The organism is Colwellia sp. MB02u-14 (genome assembly GCF_014076915.1).
GTDB lineage: Bacteria > Pseudomonadota > Gammaproteobacteria > Enterobacterales > Alteromonadaceae > Colwellia_A.
Map to the genome: position 1 here is coordinate 48,810 of NZ_JACGUX010000001.1, position 23,698 is coordinate 72,507.

General features: G+C 37.7%; 17 protein-coding genes. 6 read left to right on the top strand and 11 right to left on the bottom strand.

Annotated elements, in window-relative coordinates; translation table 11 throughout:
• Positions 1-2 precede the first annotated feature (2 nt).
• Complete coding sequence (locus tag H4J52_RS00195; protein WP_259367793.1) at positions 3-1,187, bottom strand: NAD(P)/FAD-dependent oxidoreductase; 1,185 nt, start codon at positions 1,185-1,187, stop codon at positions 3-5.
• A 535-nt stretch (positions 1,188-1,722) separates the two neighbouring features.
• On the opposite strand from H4J52_RS00195, the gene H4J52_RS20340 reads away from it, so the two are divergent.
• A complete protein-coding gene (locus H4J52_RS20340; RefSeq protein WP_404851852.1) occupies positions 1,723-1,863 on the top strand; it encodes a winged helix-turn-helix domain-containing protein in 141 nt (46 codons plus the stop codon).
• A 76-nt stretch (positions 1,864-1,939) separates the two neighbouring features.
• Here the strand turns inward: H4J52_RS20340 and ftnA are convergent, their stop codons facing one another.
• From ftnA to H4J52_RS00230, 6 genes are all read right to left on the bottom strand, one after another.
• The gene (gene ftnA / locus H4J52_RS00205; RefSeq protein WP_182180358.1) at positions 1,940-2,467 is read right to left on the bottom strand and encodes a non-heme ferritin; all 528 of its coding nucleotides are present in this window, start codon (positions 2,465-2,467) and stop codon (positions 1,940-1,942) included.
• A gap of 143 nt (positions 2,468-2,610) precedes the next feature.
• A complete protein-coding gene (locus H4J52_RS00210) occupies positions 2,611-3,084 on the bottom strand; it encodes a peroxiredoxin (RefSeq protein ID WP_182180360.1) in 474 nt (157 codons plus the stop codon).
• A 21-nt stretch (positions 3,085-3,105) separates the two neighbouring features.
• The gene (locus H4J52_RS00215) at positions 3,106-3,300 is read right to left on the bottom strand and encodes a hypothetical protein (protein WP_182180514.1); all 195 of its coding nucleotides are present in this window, start codon (positions 3,298-3,300) and stop codon (positions 3,106-3,108) included.
• A 78-nt stretch (positions 3,301-3,378) separates the two neighbouring features.
• A complete protein-coding gene (locus H4J52_RS00220; RefSeq protein WP_182224059.1) occupies positions 3,379-5,325 on the bottom strand; it encodes a methyl-accepting chemotaxis protein in 1,947 nt (648 codons plus the stop codon).
• 239 nt (positions 5,326-5,564) lie between these two features.
• Positions 5,565-6,359 carry a class I SAM-dependent methyltransferase gene (locus H4J52_RS00225; RefSeq protein ID WP_182224060.1) on the bottom strand — a complete coding sequence of 265 codons (795 nt, stop codon included), beginning with the start codon at positions 6,357-6,359 and terminating at the stop codon, positions 5,565-5,567.
• Positions 6,359-7,072, bottom strand: a complete 714-nt coding sequence (locus H4J52_RS00230) for a DNA-3-methyladenine glycosylase I (RefSeq protein WP_182180365.1) — start codon at positions 7,070-7,072, stop codon at positions 6,359-6,361. The genes H4J52_RS00225 and H4J52_RS00230 overlap by 1 nt, the downstream gene beginning before the upstream one ends.
• A gap of 257 nt (positions 7,073-7,329) precedes the next feature.
• On the opposite strand from H4J52_RS00230, the gene H4J52_RS00235 reads away from it, so the two are divergent.
• Complete coding sequence (locus H4J52_RS00235; protein ID WP_182180367.1) at positions 7,330-7,758, top strand: hypothetical protein; 429 nt, start codon at positions 7,330-7,332, stop codon at positions 7,756-7,758.
• Positions 7,759-8,007: 249 nt separating this feature from the next.
• Complete coding sequence (locus H4J52_RS00240) at positions 8,008-8,262, top strand: S24/S26 family peptidase (RefSeq protein ID WP_182224061.1); 255 nt, start codon at positions 8,008-8,010, stop codon at positions 8,260-8,262.
• A 47-nt stretch (positions 8,263-8,309) separates the two neighbouring features.
• On the opposite strand, the gene prlC is transcribed toward H4J52_RS00240, so the two are convergent.
• Positions 8,310-10,355, bottom strand: coding sequence for an oligopeptidase A (gene prlC, locus H4J52_RS00245; protein WP_182180371.1), 2,046 nt, complete (start codon positions 10,353-10,355; stop codon positions 8,310-8,312).
• A gap of 322 nt (positions 10,356-10,677) precedes the next feature.
• On the opposite strand from prlC, the gene H4J52_RS00250 reads away from it, so the two are divergent.
• Together H4J52_RS00250 and gorA are read left to right on the top strand one after the other, a co-directional pair.
• Positions 10,678-15,210 carry an EAL domain-containing protein gene (locus H4J52_RS00250; RefSeq protein ID WP_182224062.1) on the top strand — a complete coding sequence of 1,511 codons (4,533 nt, stop codon included), beginning with the start codon at positions 10,678-10,680 and terminating at the stop codon, positions 15,208-15,210.
• A 70-nt stretch (positions 15,211-15,280) separates the two neighbouring features.
• A complete protein-coding gene (gorA, locus tag H4J52_RS00255; protein ID WP_182180375.1) occupies positions 15,281-16,636 on the top strand; it encodes a glutathione-disulfide reductase in 1,356 nt (451 codons plus the stop codon).
• A 97-nt stretch (positions 16,637-16,733) separates the two neighbouring features.
• Here gorA and H4J52_RS00260 read toward each other — a convergent pair whose 3' ends face one another.
• Entirely contained in the window at positions 16,734-18,761 is a 2,028-nt protein-coding gene (locus H4J52_RS00260) for a methyl-accepting chemotaxis protein (protein WP_182224063.1), read from the bottom strand.
• A gap of 809 nt (positions 18,762-19,570) precedes the next feature.
• Between H4J52_RS00260 and polA the strand changes: the two genes are divergently transcribed.
• Positions 19,571-22,324, top strand: coding sequence for a DNA polymerase I (gene polA, locus H4J52_RS00265; protein ID WP_182180379.1), 2,754 nt, complete (start codon positions 19,571-19,573; stop codon positions 22,322-22,324).
• 241 nt (positions 22,325-22,565) lie between these two features.
• Here polA and H4J52_RS00270 read toward each other — a convergent pair whose 3' ends face one another.
• Positions 22,566-22,748 carry a hypothetical protein gene (locus H4J52_RS00270; protein WP_220460066.1) on the bottom strand — a complete coding sequence of 61 codons (183 nt, stop codon included), beginning with the start codon at positions 22,746-22,748 and terminating at the stop codon, positions 22,566-22,568.
• Positions 22,749-22,770: 22 nt separating this feature from the next.
• Positions 22,771-23,637 (bottom strand): SPFH domain-containing protein, encoded by an 867-nt coding sequence (locus H4J52_RS00275; protein WP_182180381.1) that lies wholly within the window; start codon positions 23,635-23,637, stop codon positions 22,771-22,773.
• Between the last annotated feature and the right edge of the window lie 61 nt (positions 23,638-23,698).

The window sequence follows — 23,698 nt, forward strand, 5'->3', positions numbered from 1 at the left end:
GATTAAGTGACCACCAAACCTGTCGCTACACCTTGAGCCCAGCACGCTTGAAAATTATAGCCACCCAACCAACCGGTTACGTCAATTACTTCACCGATAAAATATAACCCTTCACTCTTCTTTGCTGCAAAGGTTTTGGAAGATAGCTCGTCAGTGTCGACGCCGCCAAGGGTAACTTCTGCCGTTCGATAACCTTCTGTACCGTTAGGTTTTATTTGCCATTGGTGAATAAAGGGATGAAGTGCTTGAATTTCTGCATGACTGAGTTGATTAACTGCTTTGTCGGGGATATCTTTACTCTCAATTAAGCACTCAATAAATCGCTTGGGTAGTATGGTTGCGAGTAAGTTTTTTATCGATTTTTGTGCTTGATGCTGGCGCCAATCAGCGATTATCTCACTTAGGTTGTGATCAGGTAATAGGTTAATGGTGACTGCTTGGCCTGCTTGCCAAAAAGACGATATTTGTAAAATAGCAGGTCCAGATAAACCTCGATGCGTAAATAAAATATTTTCTTTAAAGCTGTCGCCACTATCACTAGACACTTCAGTAAGAATGCTTATGCCAGACAATCCGTCAAAACGCGCTTTATCGTGGTCATGCAGGGTAAAAGGCACTAATGCTGCGGTTGTAGGTAAAACCTTTAAGCCAAATTGTTCTGCTATTTTATAGCCAATTGGGCTCGCGCCAAGTTTTGGCATGGTTAAGCCACCCGAAGCAACCACTAAAGAAGTACAGGTATAACTCGTTTCGGTTGTATTTACTTGGTAACCACTTTCAGTTTTTGTAACTGAAAGCACCTCATTACGCATTTTTACTTCTACACCTGCCCAGTCGCATTCGGTCATCAAAACATCAACAATATCTTTTGCACTGTCGTCACAAAATAATTGCCCTAACGTTTTATGGTGATAATTTACGCCGTGACGCTCAACGAGCTCAATAAAGTCTTGTGCTGAATAACGACTTAACGCTGATTTTATAAAATGCGGGTTTTGACAAATATAGTTTTCAGCACGGGCATTTTCATTAGTGAAATTACAACGTCCGCCACCGCTAATGAGTATTTTACGGCCAGGCTTTTTGCCCATATCAACCACTACCACTTTTTTACCGCGATAACCGGCAGTTGCCGCGCACATTAAACCTGCTGCACCGGCACCAATAACTAATACGTCAATTTGCAAAGTATTTTCCTATAATTTTAAGTTGAACTTTATTTGTCATGCTCATTATATATTGAATAGCTTAGGTATTACACGAGATGTTACTTAAACAAAAATGACCAAGATAAAGAAGTGCAAAGATTGTGTAAAGGTAAGAACTAATTTGTAACAAGTGACTCTATTGCTCTCGATACTGCCAACATTTTCACTGGTGATATTTGAACTGCCCATGAAGCAGTGATAACAATAAAGAGTTAGGTGAGTTAATGAATATTCAAAAGTATATACATCGTATAAATAGTATGAAATTTTTAATAGTAATGACTGAAGTTGATAATACTGCTCCTACTGGCTATAAAGTTAGCTTCTTTGATCAAACACTATAATGCCTTCCTCGCAGAGAATAGTGATTGATGGCGTTGAAGTATTGTTCGGTAGCCGAGAAGTTTATTGCAGCAATCAGGCAGTAGTGCTTACAGGATTAGAATTTAATTTACTTTGGTTATTAATGAATGATTTTCCTAATATTGTGTCTCGCTAAAGTATTGCCAAGCACATTTTTAATCGCAGCCTTGATGAATCTAACCGAAGTATCAATATGCACATTTTAACGATTAGGAAAAAACTACAGATTAACTCTGAGCATTCACATATAAAGTCTTTTCGTAGCGAAGGATACGTGTTTTTACCTCACTGAACTTAAAAAACTGTAAAGATAACTTATAAAAAAGGCTTCAAACTGAAGCCTTTTTTGATGTTTTTATTGATTGTTATTAAACAGGAGCGCCAGTCATGATGCTTGTTGTACCCGTTTTAGCCATTTCTGCTAAATCTTTATCAACAAAGAATAACGCATGACCGTCGTGGCCAACCAAGTTAATTTTATCTAAAACACTTTTAAATAAAGTTTCTTCTTCGTGTTGCTCTGCGACATACCACTGCAAGAAGTTAAACGTTGAATAATCTTGGTTTGTAAATGCCTGATGCGCTAATGTATTGATACGTTCAGTAATGTGGCATTCATGCTTGTATGTTTTTTCAAATATGTCAGCTAATGACTCAAATTCATGTGGTGGTGACTCAATCGTACCGATGATAGGTAACGCGCCAGTTTCACTTACGTAAGTGAATAAACGTGTCATGTGGTCCATTTCTTCTGCCGCATGTTTACGCATAAATGTTGCGGCACCCTCAAAGCCTTTTTCTTCACACCAAGCACTCATTTGTAAGTACAAGTTTGACGAGTAAAACTCTAAGTTTATTTGATTATTTAGTTGTTTGACCATTTCAGGTTTTAACATGATGGTGCCTCATTAAGAAATATGAGTGAATTTTGCCTGTTCTGTGCGTGTGTTACAAGCTAAAAAGTATGATTTTTCATAATAAATAAATTTAAAACATATAAAAAACAATATGATAACTAACACAAATCATTATCATTAACTTATAGCGTTTTCAAAATAGCTTCAGCTTTACTGACTTCAAATTCTTTAGGTTTTTCAACATGTAAATTAATAACGATGCCATTTTCAATGACCATGGCATAACGTTGAGAACGTAAGCCACCAAAGCCAGCTGTTTCCATACTTAAACCTAGTGCTTTCGTGTAGCTACCGTCACCATCGGCAAGCATCATAATATTTTCGGCATTTTGTGCTTCACCCCAAGCATTCATCACAAAGGCATCGTTTACCGATAAACAAATAATGGCGTCAACACCTTTGGTTTTTAATTCGTCAGCTGATACAACATAACCGGGTAAGTGAGCGGCTGAACATGTTGGTGTGAAAGCGCCAGGTACCGCAAATAACACCACTTTTTTGTTGGCAAAAAGTTCATTGGTCTTGTGGGTGATCATATTCCCATTTTTTAGCTCTGATAACTCACCTGATGGCATGGATTTATTTTCTTGAATCATAAAATTCTCTTATTTTAAGGGTTAACTCGGTGGATGGTTTAGAGGAAGCGTTATCGCTTTACATAAAAAACCTTTATCGTGTGCAGAACGTGCACAATCTTTGCAGATAAAACGCGGCTTATCAACAATGTGCGCAAGCTCATGAAGACTTTTTTCTATGTCTTTTTTTTTCCATTTACAAAGTGCTTTTGCCATAAATGTCTCAAAAAATCTCATTACTACACTTATTTTAGAAGATAGAACGCAGAGATGCATCTATTTATCGGTAAATATAACTAAAATAACTATTTAACGTTAGGCTCTTTTATCGAGGGTTAAACCAATATCACTGACATGGTTATTCACATCAATAGAGATGATATTAGCCAGTTGTTGAGAGTTACTCACTTCTTCATCAACATTACTCATTGCTTGTTCAAACGCAATAAAGTGCTGGCGTTGCAATGTTATTTGCGTGAGAGAGTCTTGGGCGACGGTGGCTGATATTTTTGCTTGGCCAGTAACTTCTAAAGCCGTTTCTTGTAATTGGTCGGCAATTGTTTTTTGGTTGTACGACGCTTTTTCAATATCGATAATTGTTTTTTCAATCGAGTTACTTGCACTTTGTAGCTGATCTAAACGTTGAGATATTTGTTTAAGCGAATCTTGAGTTTTACCGGCAAGTTGCCTCACTTCATCAGCAACAACCGAGAAGCCTCTGCCGTGTTCACCTGCTCTTGCTGCCTCAATAGCGGCGTTTAACGCCAATAAATTCGTTTGATCCGCAATTGCGCCAATAACGTCAACTATCGAGGTTACACTGTCAACAGATTGAAAAAGTGAGGTTATCGCGGTTTTACTTTGCTGTGCAGCCATACTGGTTGAATCGCTTGCGGCGAGCACTTGTGCAACTCGGCTTTGACTTGTTTCCATTGCCTGTTGCGTCGCTTGTGCGTTGTTCACTACCTGCTCAGACAATGCATTTACCGTTTCAGTCGCTTGGCCTAATGCATTCATAATTTCGCGAGCACCTTGCACATGCGTGCTGGTACTCTTTGATGATTGATAAATATTTTTAACTTGGCTCTCCATCGTTGTTAATGCTTTAGCCACTAAATCAAGTTGTTGTGCTTTTGCTTTGTCATCTTGTGCAAGTTTATTCACCATTTTATTGAAGCTTGAAGATATTTCGCCCAATTCAGTTTTTTCTGGAATATCCGTAATGTTATCAACCTTTCCTTGTTCAACGAGTTGCACAAAACTGTTTCTTAATTTACGTAATGGATTCAAAATTACGCTGCGTTGCAACCAGTAATTGGCGACTAAAAAACAGATTAAAAAGGACAGCAAACCAATAACTATTCGATAAAGTTGCTGATTCAACACCTGTTGTTTCTTCAATATTTCTGTTTCAGCGATAAGAATAATATCTTCTAATGCGGTAACATTTTGTTTGAGCAGTGCTAAGCCAGCGGTGCGCTGATTCTGTGAATTTAGGGTGTTTTCAAACTCACTTTGATAACGATTAATGAGTGAATTGAGTTCATCAATCGCTTCTTCACTGATGTCTTCTTTGTCATCATCATTGGAAAAAAAGTCGTCTTCATCGGTATTACTGTCGCTTTCAAGAAAAATAGCCAATAAAGGATAATTTGTTAATTGTTGATGCCGTTGTGCTAATTCTTGTAACGCATTTTTAAAGCCGGTGTCGCTAATATTTTGACTAAGAAACAACTTTTCACGTGTGTTGATTAAATGGTTTAATGCGCGAGCAATATTGCTCATCGTTACTAAATAATTTATACGTTGCTGTTCGTCTAACGCCTCACTTTCAGCGGCATATTTTATCAGCGAGTGAGTAATAGCGACCATGTTCTGTTCACTGTTACGAAGCAAAGCGAGTGGGTTGCCACTTAACTTACCCATGGCACGATACTTTGTTTCAATATTTTTATTAAGTTTGCCCGCTTCTTCGGTAATGTTATGGCTTAAGTTACCAATATCTAAGCTTGTTGAGCGTGTAATTATTTTGTTAAGTTGCTCTTGTGCGGTATTGAGCAGGCTGGCATCACCGGTTTGTAGATAGGTTGCAATGGTGCGATAAAACTTCACAGTGGTTAACGTTTTCAATGCATGATATTCGGCGTACTGGCTTCTACTTGATGTAAGAGAAGTGCCAACATGATACATCGTTGCAACGAATATAATGGCAAAAATACTGATGGCAATAACAGACAGTCGTGAAAAACTTGAAACTCGCATAGTCAATCCTTGAAGGGTATTCACAGATAAATTAATGCCGATTCTTACTGATCTTTGTTGCGGTTTTATGACAAGAGTTTATTGAGCAAGTATGCAGTGTGTTGTGGTTAAATCTGATTGATTTTAACTTAATAGGCTAAATAAACGGCAAGCCAAGAGAAAGTCGTTTCGTGGGCTTGCGCAAACATGGCATAGTCCGTTAGTTCATATTAACGACTGTTTAAACGCAGGATATAAGGTTAATTGTTTTTAGGTATGGCCTGATTTACATAAACATCAAAACGATTTTTTTTCATTTTTATACTGGTTGAAGGCGTTTTGTTATTTAAGGGTGGCGCATAACTTGGACGCTTAACTACAACACGATATTTCGCTAATTTCAATGCCGGTTCAAGCAAATCATCTGCATCTAAGTCTTCACCAACGAGTGATTGAAATACGCGCATTTCTTTTTTTACTGCGGCTGACTTTTCTCGATGAGGGTACATCGGGTCAAGATAAATGACATCGGGCTGTTGGGTGAATGCTAATTCTTCAATCGTGGCCGCATGAACAAGTGACATCCGATTGGTAATATCACTAACCTCACTATTTAATTTAGCGCGTTCAAGACCATTTTCCAATAATGCAGCAACAATGGGCATGCGCTCTTTCATGGTGACTGTGCAGCCTAAGGTAGCCAATACAAAAGAATCTCGTCCTAAGCCTGCGGTAGCGTCTAGTACATGTGGGGTAAAACCATGTTTTAGTCCAATCGCTTTAGCAATGTCTTGGCCGCGTCCACCACCAAATTTTCGTCGATGGGCAACGGCGCCATCAACAAAATCAACTTTAATACCACCGAGTTTGGGTTCATCAAGTTTGATCAGTTCCAACTGCTGAAAATTTACCTGTAGTAAAAACAGTAATTGAGGGTGTGTAGTGGCTGAAGCGCTGTGGCCTATATAGGCTAGCTGCCATTTTTTAGCAATTTTTTTAGCTAAATCAACATCGGTTTTATCAACGTAACCTACGGCTATTGTAGATATATCCATTAATCAAACTCTACTTGAACATTGTTATCGCCGGTTGCATAGGCAACTAAGCGGCTGAGTTGACTCAGTGATAAGTCGCATTCACTTTGCCATTGATTGAAAGCGGTTTGAATAGCGGCTAAGCTTTTTTTACTTTGCAGTCCGCCATCAATTATTTTTTTCGCACGAAAATAAGCTTCAATGTCACGGGTTAGTAAAAAGGTATCTTTACCAATCGCCCGTAAAGCATAAGGTCCTGTATTACCGCCTAAACGTTGACCATTTTTTTTCAAGTAATCCCATAAACCAATCATGTTATTACTTGGCCATGACGCAATAAACTCAGCAAAACTATGGTGTGGGCTATCATCGCTATGTATTTCATCAAACATCATGTGTGCGTTCGCTTGAATAGTTTTTACTTTGTTGAAATTACGAATAATTCGAGCATCAGCCGCTTTACGTTCTTGCATTTCTTCGGGCATCATCAGTATTTTTGTCAGATCAAAATTAAAAAACATTTCTTCAAAGTTTGGCCATTTATTTTCGACCACCCGCCAAACAAAACCACTCTGAAAAATTTTTTTAGTGAAGGCTGACAAAATTCTATCATCACCTAGTTTGGCGACTAAATTATCTTGTTGAGTATCACCTAGTAATAGGTTTAGCACAGCAGCACCGCCTTTACGTTCTGCGGCACGTTGGTATAGAGAGTCGAATTTTTCTAAAGACATAAATATTCTATTTAAGTTGCGATTACTTTTATGGGGGAAAATATTAACACAGTGAAAGTAAAAGGTGGAAAGCAAGTTACCGTTAATTACCTTATGGAGGCTACTTTATTTTTCAGATGAGAAAATAATGGGGGACAGCATAAAATACTCCTTGAAGATCTAATTGAGAATGATTATCATTAAGCTTGATTGGTGGTTAACCACCAGAAATACCGGTTAATGCAGTTTACACTTATTTATACGGGGAAGGAAAAACTATGCGGGAATGGCAACGTTTATTGAGTAACGGTAATGAATTTTTTGATAATGAAAAATGGGTACAAGCGGAATGTTGCTATAAAGAAGCAGCTTCATATCTTGATGATTTATGGTCAGTGGATACCATGAATATTGAATTACTCATGGCATGGATAGGGACTTATCATAATCTAGCGGTACTCTATGAAACAAAAGGTAATCCCCAAGTTTCGTTAGAATATCTGCTAATTCCACATCATCGTATGTTAGCACTGAGTCAAAATGGTCAACAATGTGATGACATGCAACTTATCGCATTAAAAGCACTACAATTGACTTTTATGCCCGTACTGTTGTTTTCACGAAAATATTCAATTTGTAAAGAGTGCCAAAAAGGATTAAAAGAATTTAAAGCGCAACTTGATGAAAACCAAGGGACTGTCCATTAACGGGATGTCTGCTATAAAATAAGTAAAGGAGGGGGGGACTATGCTATATCACTTAATTAAAAAGCTCGATAATAAAGTTCATTTCGCCACTGTGGTGGCGCATTGTGGTATTTCTTCTAAAAGTTATGAGCCACTATTAGTAGAACCAACCTTTGTGGCTCAATGTGCTTATTCGCCAAATTTAGCGCGCTCTACACTAAATACATGACGTTTTTAGGCTTTAAAATTTGGAAAGTCACTGGACATAGTATGTTTCCGCGTATCCCTGAATATAGCTATGTGTTGGTGTGTCACTGGTGGATGTACCTACAGATAAAACCAGAACAAACGATATTGGTTCATCATCGTCAATACGGGGTGATCATAAAAACGGTGGCATTAATTGATGGCAATGGCTTTATTTGGTGTAAAGGTGAAAACTTATCGAGTATTGCTGTTGAGCAGTTTGGTCCGGTGAGCCGAAGCCAAATTATAGGACGGGTACTGAGTGTATTCAAAAAGTGAGTTCTCTTTAAATACACTCAGTGTTTTACGTTAACTGACTGCGTTATTTATCCTTTAATACCACAGTGGCGAAGTAAAGCATCGATCTTAGGCTCACGACCACGGAAAGCTTTAAATAATACACTCGGTTCTTGTGACCCACCTTTTTCTAATATATTAGTGAGAAAGTCTTTACCTACTTGTGCATTAAAAATCCCTTCTTCTTCAAAACGGCTAAAGGCGTCAGCGGATAATACTTCTGCCCATTTGTAGCTGTAGTAACCTGCAGAGTACCCCCCCCCAAAAATATGGCCAAAACTGTGTTGAAAGCGATTAAAGTCAGCCGCTTTCACTACCGAGTATTCTTCACGAACTTTATTTAAAGTCTGCTGAATATAGGCGGTATTTTCTTGTTCAGGTTGATAATCTCTATGCATTTTGAAATCAAAAATACTGAATTCTAACTGACGTAACATTTGCATCGCCGATTGATAATTTTTTGCCGCTAGCATTTTATCAAGCATTTCTTGTGGCAGTGGTTCACCTGTTTCATAGTGACCTGAAATAAAGGCTAATGCCTCTGGTTGCCAGCACCAGTTTTCTAAAAATTGGCTCGGTAATTCTACTGCATCCCAAGGAACACCATCGATACCTGAAACACCGCTCGTATTAACTTGTGTCAGCATATGGTGAATACCATGACCAAATTCGTGGAATAAAGTCACCACTTCGTCATGGGTAAAGAGGGCAGGTTTATTACCAATAGGCTTATTGAAGTTACACGTAAGGTAAGCAACAGGGTATTGAATGTTACCGTTGGTTAATTCTCGACGACTTTTACAATCGTCCATCCATGCGCCACCACGCTTATGGGCACGAGCGTATAGATCTAAATAAAAGCGACCACGTAAATTATTATTACTGTCGAATACTTCAAAAAACTTCACATCTTTGTGCCAAGTATCAATGTTAGCTATTTCATTGATCTGTAGTCCAAATAAACGTTTAACAACTTCAAATAAGCCAGACACTACTTTTTTTTCTGGAAAGTAAGGACGACATTCTTCGTCTGAAATAGCGTAACGGCTTTGCTTTAATTTTTCACTGTAGTAAGGCAAATCCCATGCTTGTAGGTCTGTTTCATTAAATTCTGTTTTCGCGAATGCTTTAACTTCATTTAAATCTTGTTGGCCTTGTGCCTTTGATTTTACGGCGAGATTTTCTAAGAAGCCTAAAACTTCATCGGTTGATGAGGCCATTTTTGTGGCAATAGATTTTTCAGAAAAGTTATTGAAACCCAATAATTGTGCTAATTCATGACGTAGTTTTAACAATTCGTTCATGATGTCGCTGTTGTCAAATTCGCCAGCGCTTGGACCTTGGTCTGATGCGCGGGTAACAAAGCCACGATAGAGCTGTTCACGTAATTTTGCATTACTCGAATACATCATAACGGGTAAATAACTTGGAATATCTAAGGTAAACAACCAACCTTGTTTTGCTTGTTCTTTTGCCAATTCAGCAGCGGCTTCTATAGCACTGTCAGGTAAACCAGCGAGTTCGTTTTTATCGGTAATATTAACGCTATAAGCATGTGTTGCATCAAGTAGGTTATTGCCAAAAGTAGAGCTTAATTCTGATAAACGGGTAACAATTTCACCGTAGCGTTTTTTGTTTTCATTATTTAAGGCAATACCTGACAATTTAAAATCACGCAACGCATTATCAACCACTTTCTTTTGAGCAATGTTCAATTGCTGATATTCGTCGCTAGCAGCGAGTTGCTGATAGGCTTGATATAACTCTTGGTGTTGACCCACAAAAGTACCGTATTCAGATAAAAGTGGTAAGCATGATTCGTATGCTTCACGTAATTCGTCACTATTAACAACGGAATTCATGTGGGATACCGGCGACCACAGCTTACTTAACGTATCGTCAGCTTCGTCCGTAGGCATGATTAAATTAGCCCAAGTAAAGGTTTTTTCTTCAAGCACTGCTGCAATCACTTTTTTGCATTCTGCTATCGCATGCTCAACAGCAGGCTTAATATGTTCAGGCTTTATTTGAGAAAACTGGGGTAAATCTGAAACTGTTAATAATGGATTGCTCATAATGCGGTCTTCTTTATTAAATGATGATCTAGATGTAAGACCTTAAGAGGAGAGATTCAAGGTGTAGCGCTTTTTGTTTTCAATCTATTTTACTTAAAATTGATCACCTTAAAAAAATAAATGCTACTGTCTATGTTAATACGGTGTTTGTTATTGTTAATTATGCTCTTTATTTACCATTTTAGTTTGGATAAATATTTATTTTAATTGTATTTTACTTATACTAAAAGTATATGATTTGTCTTCGTCGTGAGTTTCTTGAGGTGTTATGTTTCGTTTTTTTACTGTGAATTCCTTATATTCACTTTTTTTACTGTACGCTATGCTTTTTACAAATACGGCACAAGCACAAGCAAAGGTGAATCATTTATATTTAGAAAACTTGTCAGTTGAGCATGGCTTGTCTCAAGGTTCGGTTAAAACTATTTTTCAAGATGATGAAGGTTTTATTTGGGTAGGCACTGAAAGTGGTTTGAATATGTATGACGGTTATAGCTTTCGAACTTTACCTGGGCCAGATAATGATTTTGACCATTATGAAACGTATCGGATTATTCAAGATAAGGACAAACTACTTTGGTTGAACATCGTTGATAAAGGGCTATATACCTATAATAAAAAAACAGATGTTTACCAAAAAATTCTAGAAACAGACCCAATAAATAAAGATTATTATATAGCTGATATGGTCGAGGGCAACAATAATGAATTTTTTATTGCTAGTGCAAAAACTATCATCGTGTATAACAAAATATCTCAAAAAAGTACGCGTCTATTAGATTTATCAAATGAGCTTGCTACGGTTAATAATATTTTCGAAATAGTGTTACACCAAAATATCTTATATATTGCGACACGTGTTGGTGTTTTTGCGCTGAATATTGACACTAAAGCATGGAAAAAGTTACCTGCCGTCACGTCGACTGAAATTAGTTCAGAGAGCTTTAGTGCTGTCGGTGCAAATAAAGTATACAACCTGAATATTAGTGCAACCAATGATCTTTATTTAGGGACAGACCATGGTGTTTATAGCTTAGCCATTAATAAAGTGAATAATTATTTAGCAGGCGACTTTCAATTGCCTGCCTATAAAGTGATCACTGATGCAGTGTCAAGTTGGCAGCTTTATGCTGATGGCGATAATTTATACCAAGGCAGTCACTTAGGATTATCAGTCATTAATACCACCACCGACACCACCGAATTTCTTTTCTCATTTAATGAATTTTTTGACCATATTAAAAGCAATGATGTTATTTCTATTTTGAAAGACAAACGAGGTTCTTTTTGGTTAGGTTCTAGGGCAACGGGTCTGTATAAGTGGGATCCTAAGCGGAGCTTAATCAGTAATTACGGTTACAAAAAAGACAATGCAAAGAGTCTGACAGATAATGTTATTTGGTTTATTACCGCATTACGTAGTGATCCTGAGCAGCTATGGGTGGGTACAAGAAATGGGCTTAATTTACTTGATACGCGTAACAAAAAAACATTGCACTATTTAACAACAAATAACCCAAAAAACACTTTCAATATTAGCTATATATATGGTGTCTATGAAGATTTACAGCAACGTTTATGGATTTCTACTGCAAAAGGCGTGGTGTTATTTGATATAGAAAGTAAAAAACTCATTGATATTCCGTACAACGATAACGTGAAAGAACTCCTTGCGTTAGAGCAGTATTCTTTCTTTTATGATCGATATAATACGTTGTGGAGTATTACAGAAAAAGGTGTCAATCGTATTTCACTGGCAACGGGAATTATTGACCCGCTTGATGAGATGAGCGAAAAAATAGCAGAAGACAAAATCTTCAATATTCTAGGCTATTTACCTAATAGTGACAAAATGCTTTTTGCTACCAATAATTCACTATGGTTTTTTGACCTAGAAAATCGCACAAATACACTTTTATATCAAAATCTTAATATTAAAGAAACAGAGTGGACCTATATAGAAAGCTTAGCCTTTGATAAAAAAGGCATGCTTTGGTTTAGTTTTTCAGGCAAAGGGCTTGTTGGTCTAGACAGTAAAACGTACGAACAAAAATACTTTTACCACAAAGGTAATTCTATTGTCGGCAATCATATCTATGGTTTATTGGTAGACCCAGAAGGTGACCTTTGGTATGCCAGTCATAATGGCATTTATATGATAGATATTGAAACACACCATATTCGTAACTTCGGTATCAGTGACGGATTAATTGGCAGAGAGTTTAATAGTAGCGCTTTTTATCAAATGGCTAATCAAAATTTTGCTTACGGTGCGATGAATGGCTTAAGTATTTTTAATCCCCTTAGCTTAAAGAAGAAAAATTATGAAGATCAGCTTAGTGTTCATGCTACTAATATTGATGTGTTATCACGTGATTTAGCTTTGCCTTTTGTGCTGAGTAATGGTGATACCGTTCAGTTAAATTATGATGATGTGGGTATTCGTATTGATTTCTCGCCATTAACTTACAACAGCACGAATAACATCCTGTTTGAATATAAGTTGCAAGGTGCTGATAACATAAGTTATCCATTAACCGCTGAAAATCATATTACTTTTTCGAGCTTATCTTCAGGGGCGCATTCGCTAATAGTGCGTATTCAATCAACTGAAACTAAAAAATATTCTGACGCTTTTGTTATTAACTTTGTGGTGAAATATGCTTTTTTGTCTTCGCCGTTAGCTTATTTAGTTTATATTGTGTTCTTGTTGATTGTATTTATGCTGTGGTATGCAAAACGCCAACAAAATACGCGCTTATTACTTGCCGCCCATGAAGAGGTCAAATACCGAGAAAATAGATTGCAGCTGGCATTAACCGGTAGTAATAGTGAAGTGTGGGATTGGCAAAGTGATGATAACTTAATGTTCGCTAAACGCGCCTCTGAAGAATTAGGTTATAGCGACCTTAAATATTCTTATAGCCTTAATAAGCATTTGTCGTTAATTCACAAAGATGAACGTGAATTGTTTCATTCACGATGGTTACAATTTTTGGCTGCAGCTGATATTAAGACTAGCTTCTCATGTAGTTACCGAATGAAAAAATCCAATGGTCAGTGGCTGTGGTTTAAAGATCTTGGAAAAATTGTGGCAACTGACACCAAAGGTAGGCCAACCAGAATTACCGGCGCATATACCAATATTACCCAGTCGTTAGCCGACGCCGAACGTGCTCACTTCTATGGTGAAGCTTTTAAGAAAACTAAAGATTGGGTCTTAATTATTAGTGACAACTTTAGTCGGGTAATCGCGAATGAATCATTACGACAGGCCTTTGCTTGGCGTGAGGAAGAATTTGCCTTTGATGCCAAGGTGTTTGGCCTAACCGACGAGCGTTTTGATTTTTATAAGACCTTATTTACCCATTTAAAGTCGGGTGATGACTGGCGAGGTGAAGAGCTCATAAAAACGAAGGCTGGCGAAGAATTTCATGTTATTTTAACCGTCAGTGCCAGCCTTAATGAGTCAACCAATAGTATTTATTTTGTGTGTATTTTTACTGATATTTCCGCGCAAAAACATGCAGAAAAAGAGCTGCGCTATTTAGCTAATTATGACTATTTAACGGATTTACCTAATCGTGCATTACTGCTTGACAGAATAAAACATGCGATGGACTATTCTGCTCGTATGTCAGAGTCGATTGCTTTGTTTTTTATTGATCTAGACCGTTTTAAGCAAGTTAATGATTCATTAGGGCATGATTGTGGTGATTTGCTATTACAAGAAGTGACTAAGCGCTTAAAAGCAGTACTAAGGGTTGATGATACTATTGCTCGTATTGGCGGTGATGAGTTTGTTGTGCTTTTAGAGTCTTTTCGCGGTCATGGCCAACTTGGGCGCATTGCACAGAAAGTTATTACAGCGATTGGTGAACCGGTAACATTAAATGGCAATACCATTAGTGTGGGTGCTAGTATCGGCATTGCTCTTTTTCCTGAAGATGCTAAAAATAGTGATGAGCTCATTCGTCACGCTGATGTCGCTATGTACCATTCTAAACAACTGGGTCGTAATACCTTTCAATTTTATACGCCACGTATGAATGTTGAAGCAAGTGAGCGTTTACATGCAGAATCTACACTTAAGCTCGCTTTTGAAAACAATGAGTTTATTAACCACTACCAACCCATTGTTGATTCATACCAAGGTAAGGCCATAGGTGCAGAGTTATTATTGCGTTGGCAAAGCGGAGATAATCTTATTTCACCTGATGCGTTTATTCCACTTTCAGAAGACCTCGGGTTGATCATCCCTATGACCGAAGCCGCAATCTTACGCGGTGTCATAGATTTGAAAAAATGGCGAGCTATTCGTCCTAATATGTACTTATCGATTAATCTGTCTGTTCAGCATTTCCTTGAAGACAATTTAATTCCTTATTTGAAAAGTATTTTACAAACGCATAATTTATCCGCTGAAGCACTTAAGTTTGAAGTCACTGAAAGTATGCTTATTTCTGATCCAGATAAAGCAATATCTACAATGAAAGCGCTTGATAAACTAGGTGTGGTACTTGCTTTGGATGATTTTGGTACCGGTTACTCATCATTATCTTATTTAAAAAAATTGCCTTTGAAAATTTTAAAAATTGACCGGAGCTTTGTTTCGGGGATCGGTATTAACTCTGCTGATGAAGCCATTGTAGCGGCTACTTTAGTATTGGCCAAAAATTTGAAAATGGTTTGCATCGCTGAAGGTGTAGAAAATGAAATACAGCTGAAATTTTTAGGCGAGAAGCACTGTCATCTCATTCAAGGCTATTTGTATAGCAAGGCTGTTGAAAGTGCTAAAATAGAACAATACTTACAAGCTAATGTCATCGGCATAAAAGTTAACAAACCAGAATAGATAAGCGGCTTGAATAACGTTAGGTTTAGCCGCATATATTATTAGATACTCTTTTTCTAGGAACAAAAACATGACTCAACATTTTGACTTTCTTGCTATTGGTGCAGGAAGTGGCGGTATTGCCTCTGCAAATCGCGCAGCAAAACACGGTAAAAAAGCAGCGGTAATTGAAGCGAAGAAAATTGGTGGCACGTGTGTAAATGTGGGCTGTGTACCGAAAAAAGCTATGTGGTACGCAGGACAAATTGCCGATGCACTGCATTATTCTGCCGATTATGGCTTTAAAGCGCCGTTGCAAGGTTTTGACTGGGGAACGTTAGTAAAAAATAGAGAAGCTTATATAGAACGTATTCATGCAGCTTATGCACGTGGCTTTGCGAGTAACGGTGTTACTGTCATTAATGGTTTTGCCAAATTTATTAATAAAAATACCGTAGAAGTTAATGGTGAGCAAATTACAGCTGACCACATTGTTATTGCCACAGGCGGCCGTCCGAGCATTCCAAGTATTGAAGGTGCAGAGTATGGCATCGATTCTGACGGCTTTTTCGCATTAACTGAGCAACCTCAAAGTGTTGCGGTTGTTGGGGCGGGTTATATTGCGGTAGAGCTTGCTGGCGTATTTCATGCTTTAGGCACTACGTCGCATTTATTAGTGCGTAAAGAAAAGCCACTGCGTAGTTTTGACGATATGCTGAGTGATACGTTAGTTGAGCAAATGGCAAAACACGGCCCAACACTTCATACCCACAGTATTCCAACGCGTGTTGAAAAACATGATAACGGGCAGCTGACGGTACATTTAGAAAACAGTCAATCGGTAGGGCCAGTTGATGCGTTAATTTGGGCAATAGGCCGAGAACCTGCGACAGATAATATTAACTTAGAGGCTGCGGGTGTAGAAATGAATGACCGTGGTTTTATTTCTACTGATAAATACCAAAACACCAATGTTGATGGGATATATGCGGTAGGTGATAACACCGGCCGTGCTCAGTTAACACCTGTAGCGGTTGCTGCTGGCCGTCGATTATGTGAACGTTTATTTAACGATAAACCTGATGAGCATTTAGATTATTCAAATATTGCAACGGTCGTGTTTAGCCATCCAGTTATTGGTACGGTTGGTTTATCAGAAAAAGAGGCGATTGCAGAGTACGGTGAAGCACAAGTTAACGTTTATAATTCTCAGTTCACTGCTCTATATCAGGCGATGACTGAAGATTATCGTGATCCTACGCGTATGAAGCTTATTTGTATCGGAAAAGAAGAAAAAATAGTGGGCATTCATAGCATCGGCTTTGGTAGTGATGAGTTGTTGCAAGGTTTTGCGGTAGCCATGAAAATGGGAGCAACGAAAGCAGACTTTGATAATACTATCGCGATACATCCAACCAGTGCAGAAGAATTTGTTACGATGAATTAATTGAACCGCTGCAATTAATATCCATATTAGCGTCATCTGAGATTATCGCATGATGACGCTCTATAAAAGTGTACTCCTGTCGCAAATACCTACTCGCTTAAAGTGTAAACCGTTCTACCGAGCTTGTCAGCGAATGAGCCAGGTTACTCACATCTTCACTTCTTTTGTGCATATTGCTGGCTTCACTTGCATTTTTACTTGCTGCATCGGCTGTGTCATTCATTGTTTGTTCTATTTGTTCACTATAAACCAATTGTTCCTCTGCCGCCGTTGTGATGCTTTTACTCATTGAGTCAATAGCTTTGAGCGTTTCTTCAATTTGGTTAATGGCATGGCTCAATTGCTGACTTTGGTCAACACACTCACTGGCTTGTGTTTGGCCTTCAGAAATAGCCTTAACCGCAATAGACGTGTCTTTTTGTAAATTATTAATCATCACTTGTATTTCAGCCGTTGATGCTTGAGTGCGAGAAGCTAATGATCTTACTTCATCTGCGACCACTGAAAACCCACGACCTTGTTCTCCTGCTCGAGCGGCTTCAATAGCAGCATTTAAGGCCAGTAAGTTTGTTTGCTCAGCAATGCCCCCAATCGTATCTAAAATGCTACCTATGCTGCGGCTATGCTGGCTAAGTAATTCCATTACTTCAACAGACTCACTCAATCGAGTGGATAATTTTTTAATACGGAGGCTATTATCATTAGCAATACTATTAATGTCTTGGCTACGTTTTGAGGCTTCAGTGACGTGGCTTGCGGTGATATCTGCTTCATCTTTTACCCTATTTGAACTGGCAAACATTTGTTCGGTAAGCTGTTTGGCATTATCTATTCGGGTTATTTGTTGAGTGGCAGAGGCTGAAATAAATTGGCTTTGTTTGTTGGTCAACCCCGCAGATTCATCAAGCGAGTGTGCATCTTCATTAATCGTGTTGAGCAAGTGAGTAAGATCATCTGACAACTTATTAATATTAGTAATAAGTACGCCAAATTCATCATCACTGCGTTTCTCCATGCGTTTTGAGAGATTACCACTGGCGATTAATGCCAAGGCTTTGTTTACTGCCCGTAATGGACCAATCATCGCTTTAGTGGTGACATAAGTAATAAAGCTCGCCATAACAATAAAGATTAACGCTAAAACTATTGCCAATGTTTTACCTGTTTGAATTTCTTCCTGCGCATTATTTTGAAAGTGAACAAAACGTTTATTGGCGAGTAGTACTAGTTCATCAAGTTTAACATAGGTTAAGTTATAAGATTTTGTGGCTGCCAAGTAAGCTTCTTTGGCTTGATATTTTAAGTCTATTGTTTGTAATTGTAACTGGTATAAGCGACCTGGTTTATCTAGTGACTGTTGTATAACTGTAAAGTTGTCTCTGAAATTTTCTAGCACATCATCTGCCTTAAGGGGTTCAGCTTGATTTACTAAATAAGTAAAATTAGTCTCTATATTATTGACTAAAAAAACCATGTCCTCTTGATGCTTAGTCACTAAGTCAGTTAATTCAATGCGATTAAGTCCAGACATGGTATTGCCTAAAGTATAAAGAGAATCATCAATACGTGTACCAGTTCCTATCACTTCATCGAGTAATTTTTCTTGTCCTGTTGCTTCTATTATTTCTAAATCAAGCATTTGTGTGCTTGCCTTATACCGTGCATCTTCAAAGGCCTCAAAGTCACTTTGAAAGCTTACTGTTGCTTTATGGTGTTCTGTTTTCGCCAAAAACATTGCTTCAATATATGTTGTGTACTGCTGATATTGCATTTGCGCCTGCTTAAGGGCTAATTGCATTTTTGCTTGATCTGTTACTTTCAGGCTTAATAACCGCACAGTTTGTTGGTAATTTTCTTGGAGTAGACCAAATTGTTTTAAGCTTTCTTTTAGCTCATCAGTATCGGACTGGGTATAAGCAACCGCAGCTTGCTTCATCATTTTCAATAATTGGACTTGCAAGGTTCCACTTTGGTTCTGCACCGGCACTGCCAATGTTTCAACATTATTATTCGCGTCAGATATTTTATTTAATGAATAATAAAAGAAGCTACTCGCGGTTAATAATAATAGTCCGATTGTAGTAAAGCCAAATATGATTTTTTGTTTTATTGTAAGATTCAGCACTAATCAAGCCTTTTAATATGGTTGTTCATCCTTTGAGTGTAATCCTTTATTTACTTAATGTAATACAGATAAGTACTTTTATTAAAAATGTCTAAATAAAATGCGTTACCAAAAATCAATTAAATATAATAATAAGGCGACCTACGGGTCAAAAAGATATCCATTCCTTCTTCGTAATAACAATAGCATTGTAATGTTATCTACTCAATAAAGGTCTGACCAGGTAGGTCTAAAATAAAAAAATTTACAGGCTAGGTTATAAAATACCGGCAATGAAGATATTGTAAATATATTAAGGAGCTTTTTTAGCGTAGCTTGAGTATAAATCTAAGAATTTTAAATAAATTAATTTTCATATTTTTACCTTGATAATCGCGCAAAGTCTTACTGTTATTCGCTTATGTTTTTTTAGTTATTTAAAGGGTAAATATCTCACTAAAAATAATTTAATAATTGTCTGGCATTGAGGAAGAATTCTGGTATTCTCTTACATCGTTTATTTAAGTAGCACAAAAAACACACAATTAATAAGGTGCTGAAAACGTACAGGATAAATTTTTATCCACATAAATAAAAATAAAAATAAATATGTAAAAAATAAATTCCAAACAACTTTTTCCTATTAAAATCAAACCATTATGCATATAAGTGCCGCAACAATCTTTTTGTTGTGATGGTTTTCTTTGTTGTTTTCAACATACTTATCCACAATTTCAATGATCTTTCGAGACTAATTCTATAGATTAAGTGGAGAGAATGTACCGATTATGGCATCCTTAGCCAAATTTCACTTCTAGTCGCATATCATCATGACAAACTCTGCTTTATCGCCACTCATTTTAGTAGATGGTTCTTCGTACTTATTTCGTGCTTACCATGTGCCATATCTACAAGCTTTATCGACAAAAGATGGGCAACCTACCGGTGCTATTACTGGCGTGTTGAATATGTTAAAAAGTCTTAAAAAAGACTACCCAAATGGCAATGTTATTGTGATATTTGATGCGAAAGGGAAGACCTTTCGTAATGACATGTATCCTGAATATAAAGCTAACCGTCCACCAATGCCGGATGATCTACGCACTCAAATCGCGCCAATACATGAAATTGTTGAAGCTATGGGGTTACCATTATTAGTAATAGAAGGCGTAGAAGCTGATGATGTTATTGGCACTTTGGCGGATCAAGCCAGTAAAGCAGGCATCGATACGGTCATTTCAACGGGTGACAAAGACATGGCGCAGTTAGTTGACAAACACGTCACGCTTATTAATACCATGACTGATGTAAGGATGGATGTCGCAGGTGTCGTTGAAAAATTTGGCGTGCGCCCTGATCAAATAATTGATTATTTAGCGTTGATGGGAGATAAGGTCGATAATATTCCAGGCGTTAATAAGTGTGGTCCTAAAACAGCGGTTAAATGGTTGTTGGAACATGAAAACCTAGACAATGTAATGGCTAATGCTGATAACGTCAAAGGAAAAATTGGTGAATATTTGCGTGAAGCGCTCAAATTTTTGCCGCTTTCTTATGAGCTGGCGACGATTAAGCTTGATGTGCCACTAGAGCAAACAGCTGAGCAACTTCAACCCATTGAAGCCAATATTGAAAAACTCACCGAGCTATATACTAAATATGAACTGCGCCGATTATTAGCTGATTTGCAAAAAGGCAATTTAGCTAGTTCGGTTGTATTAGAAAGTTCAAGCAGTGAAATGATTGAAGAAGATATACCTGTAGCAGATGCTATTGAAACTGATTATCAAATTATTTTCAATGAAGCTGATTTTGCTTCATGGTTAGCTAAATTAAAAAAGGCGGATCTATTTGCTTTTGATACTGAAACAACCAGTGTTGATTATATGAAAGCAGAGCTGGTTGGTTTATCCTTTTCTATTGAAATAGGCACTGCCGCTTATGTGCCGTTGATGCACGATTACTCTGGTGCACCACAGCAACTCGATCGTGATTGGGTGTTGGCACAACTAAAACCCCTTTTAGAAGATAAAAGCCAAGCAAAGGTTGGTCAGAACTTAAAGTATGATGCCAATGTACTTTCACATTACGATATTGAAATGCAAGGTATTACTTTTGATACCATGATTGAATCTTATTGTTTAAATAGTGTTGCGACTCGCCATAATATGGACGCGTTAGCGACTAAGTATTTAGGCTATAAAACGATCAGTTTTGAAGACATTGCGGGTAAAGGTGCTAAAAAATTAACCTTTAATCAAATAGAAATTGATAAAGCGGGACCTTATGCTGCTGAAGATGCCGATATCACTTTACGCTTGCACCAAGCTATTTTTTCTAAATTGGCAAAGCATAAAGACCAGTTATCTGTATTTACTGATATTGAAATGCCATTACTACCTGTTTTAGCGCGTATGGAACAACACGGTGTCTTAATCGATTCTGATCTGTTGAATGAACAAAGTCATGCGCTTGGCATGCGTTTACAAGCATTAGAAATTGAAGCACATGATATTGCTGGGCAAGTCTTTAATCTTTCATCACCCAAACAATTGCAAAAAATACTGTTTGAAGAATTAAAAATTCCCGTTATAAAGAAAACGCCCAAAGGTGCGCCTTCGACAGCAGAAGAAGTGTTACAAGAACTCGCGCTTGATTACGCTTTACCTAAAGTTATATTAGAAAATAGAGGATTGAGTAAACTTAAATCCACCTACACCGACAAATTACCATTGTTAGTGTGTAAGTCAGGACGAGTGCACACCTCTTATCAACAAGCTGTTGCAGCGACGGGGCGGTTATCTTCGACCGATCCAAATTTACAAAACATTCCTATTCGTAGTGAAGAAGGCCGTAAAATTCGTTTGGCTTTTATTGCACCTGAAAATCATAAAATTGTTGCGATAGATTATTCTCAAATAGAGCTACGTATTATGGCGCATTTATCAGATGATCCAGGTTTAGTGGCTGCTTTTTCTGAAGGACGTGACGTACACAAAGCAACAGCAGCTGAAATATTTGATGTTGATTTAGGTGACGTTACTGTTGATCAGCGCCGTAGTGCTAAAGCGGTAAATTTTGGTTTGATTTATGGTATGTCTGCTTTTGGTTTAGCAAAACAACTTGATGTACCTCGTCATCGTGCCCAAGAATATATGGATAAATATTTTCAACGCTATCCTAATGTTATGGCTTACATGGAAGACACGCGTCAGCAAGCGGCAGAACAAGGCTTTGTTGAAACATGCTTTGGGCGTCGTTTGTATCTACCCGATATTAAAGCGAAGAATGCGATGCGCAGAAAAGGGGCTGAACGTGCCGCTATTAACGCGCCAATGCAAGGCACCGCAGCAGATATTATTAAAAAAGCGATGTTAGCAGTAGATGAATGGATACAAGCGCAGAATGATCCACGTATTAAAATGACAATGCAAGTTCACGATGAATTAGTGTTTGAAATTCATCAAGATATCGTTGATGAAACCACTGCGAAGCTTGTTGAAATTATGAATGGAGCTGTCGAATTAAAAGTACCGCTAATTGCTGAAGCAGGTATGGGTGATAACTGGGAGCAGGCGCATTAAACGTGTAAATTACTTTTTGTAATTTAAAAACTAAAATGTAATCTAATTACATAATTTACTTTACAGAAGTAGAATAATCACTCTATAATGTAGTTGTTCCCTAGTGAACGCTTGTTGTAATAATTTGTATATTCTAGCTCTCCTCATAGCTAATCAACCGATGACTTTGTCATCGGTATTTTTTTACCTAAAATATAGTGAAATTACACTATGTAATTATATTTCAGTATATTTAAAAATGTTAGCTTTGTGGATCAATAATGGGCTCCACCACTTTGGGCTTACTTCGGCCTGACTTTCGCAAGGCATCACGCAGTACGTACTCTATTTGCGCGTTTAAACTCCGTAATTCATCATCAGACCAACGTTGCATGGCAGATAGTATTTCTTCATTAATACGCAGCGGGTATGCTTTTTTTGCCACAATATTCTCACTTTATTGACGATTAATATAAGCTTCCGGTATTTACTATCGGTTGAGCGGCTTCATCACTACATAAAACGACTAATAAGTTACTGACCATCGCTGCTTTTCTCTCTGCATCAAGCTCGACAATCTGACGCTCTTCTAATTTCGTTAAAGCCATTTCAACCATACCTACTGCACCTTCAACGATGGTTCTACGTGCAGCAATAATTGCCATGGCTTGTTGGCGCCTTAACATGGCATTTGCTATTTCTGGCGCATAGGCCAAATGACTAATACGAGACTCAATTACCGTTACACCTGCTTTTTCTAACCTATCTTGCACTTCAACTTTTAAAGCAGCAGAAATTTGAGTAGGATCGCTTCGTAAAGAAATATCGTCATCTTCGTGATGGTCATAAGCATAACTGGTGGCTAAATTACGTAATGCGGACTCACTTTGAATAGAAACAAAATCTTCATAATCATCAACCTGAAAGACAGCTTCGGCTGTATCTGTGACTTCCCAGACAATAACCGCTGCAATCTCAATGGGATTACCATTTTTGTCATTCACCTTAAGTTTACTACTTTCAAAGTTTCTCACACGTAAAGAGACCCGCATTTTTGTGTAAAAGGGGTTGGCCCAGCGCAAGCCTGAATCGTGAACGGTACCCGCGTACTTACCAAATAATTGCATTACTCGAGCTTCTTTGGGATTGACCATAAAAAAGCCAAACCAACAAATAAAAATTACAAGAGTGACCAGCAAACCAATAATAGCCAGAGTGACATTCTTATTTGTTATGTTACTAACTAAGAAAGTAAAAGCACCGATCTGTGATGCCAGTAAAACAAAAATAAACATAATGCCATTAGGAGCTTTGATTTCTTTTTCTGTAATCATGGTATTCTCAGTAGGATTTTAACAAGTGATATCATTATGATATCACTATTGATTTTTTTCA

Bases quoted from the DNA above. Each gene is read 5' to 3' on its own strand.
- ftnA (WP_182180358.1), bottom strand. From the start codon at position 2,467: ATGTTAAAACCTGAAATGGTCAAACAACTAAATAATCAAATAAACTTA.
- H4J52_RS00210 (WP_182180360.1), bottom strand. From the start codon at position 3,084: ATGATTCAAGAAAATAAATCCATGCCATCAGGTGAGTTATCAGAGCTA.
- H4J52_RS00215 (WP_182180514.1), bottom strand. From the start codon at position 3,300: ATGAGATTTTTTGAGACATTTATGGCAAAAGCACTTTGTAAATGGAAA.
- H4J52_RS00220 (WP_182224059.1), bottom strand. From the start codon at position 5,325: ATGCGAGTTTCAAGTTTTTCACGACTGTCTGTTATTGCCATCAGTATT.
- H4J52_RS00225 (WP_182224060.1), bottom strand. From the start codon at position 6,359: ATGGATATATCTACAATAGCCGTAGGTTACGTTGATAAAACCGATGTT.
- H4J52_RS00230 (WP_182180365.1), bottom strand. From the start codon at position 7,072: ATGTCTTTAGAAAAATTCGACTCTCTATACCAACGTGCCGCAGAACGT.
- H4J52_RS00235 (WP_182180367.1), top strand. From the start codon at position 7,330: ATGCGGGAATGGCAACGTTTATTGAGTAACGGTAATGAATTTTTTGAT.
- H4J52_RS00240 (WP_182224061.1), top strand. From the start codon at position 8,008: ATGTTTCCGCGTATCCCTGAATATAGCTATGTGTTGGTGTGTCACTGG.
- prlC (WP_182180371.1), bottom strand. From the start codon at position 10,355: ATGAGCAATCCATTATTAACAGTTTCAGATTTACCCCAGTTTTCTCAA.
- H4J52_RS00250 (WP_182224062.1), top strand. From the start codon at position 10,678: ATGCTTTTTACAAATACGGCACAAGCACAAGCAAAGGTGAATCATTTA.
- gorA (WP_182180375.1), top strand. From the start codon at position 15,281: ATGACTCAACATTTTGACTTTCTTGCTATTGGTGCAGGAAGTGGCGGT.
- polA (WP_182180379.1), top strand. From the start codon at position 19,571: ATGACAAACTCTGCTTTATCGCCACTCATTTTAGTAGATGGTTCTTCG.
- H4J52_RS00275 (WP_182180381.1), bottom strand. From the start codon at position 23,637: ATGATTACAGAAAAAGAAATCAAAGCTCCTAATGGCATTATGTTTATT.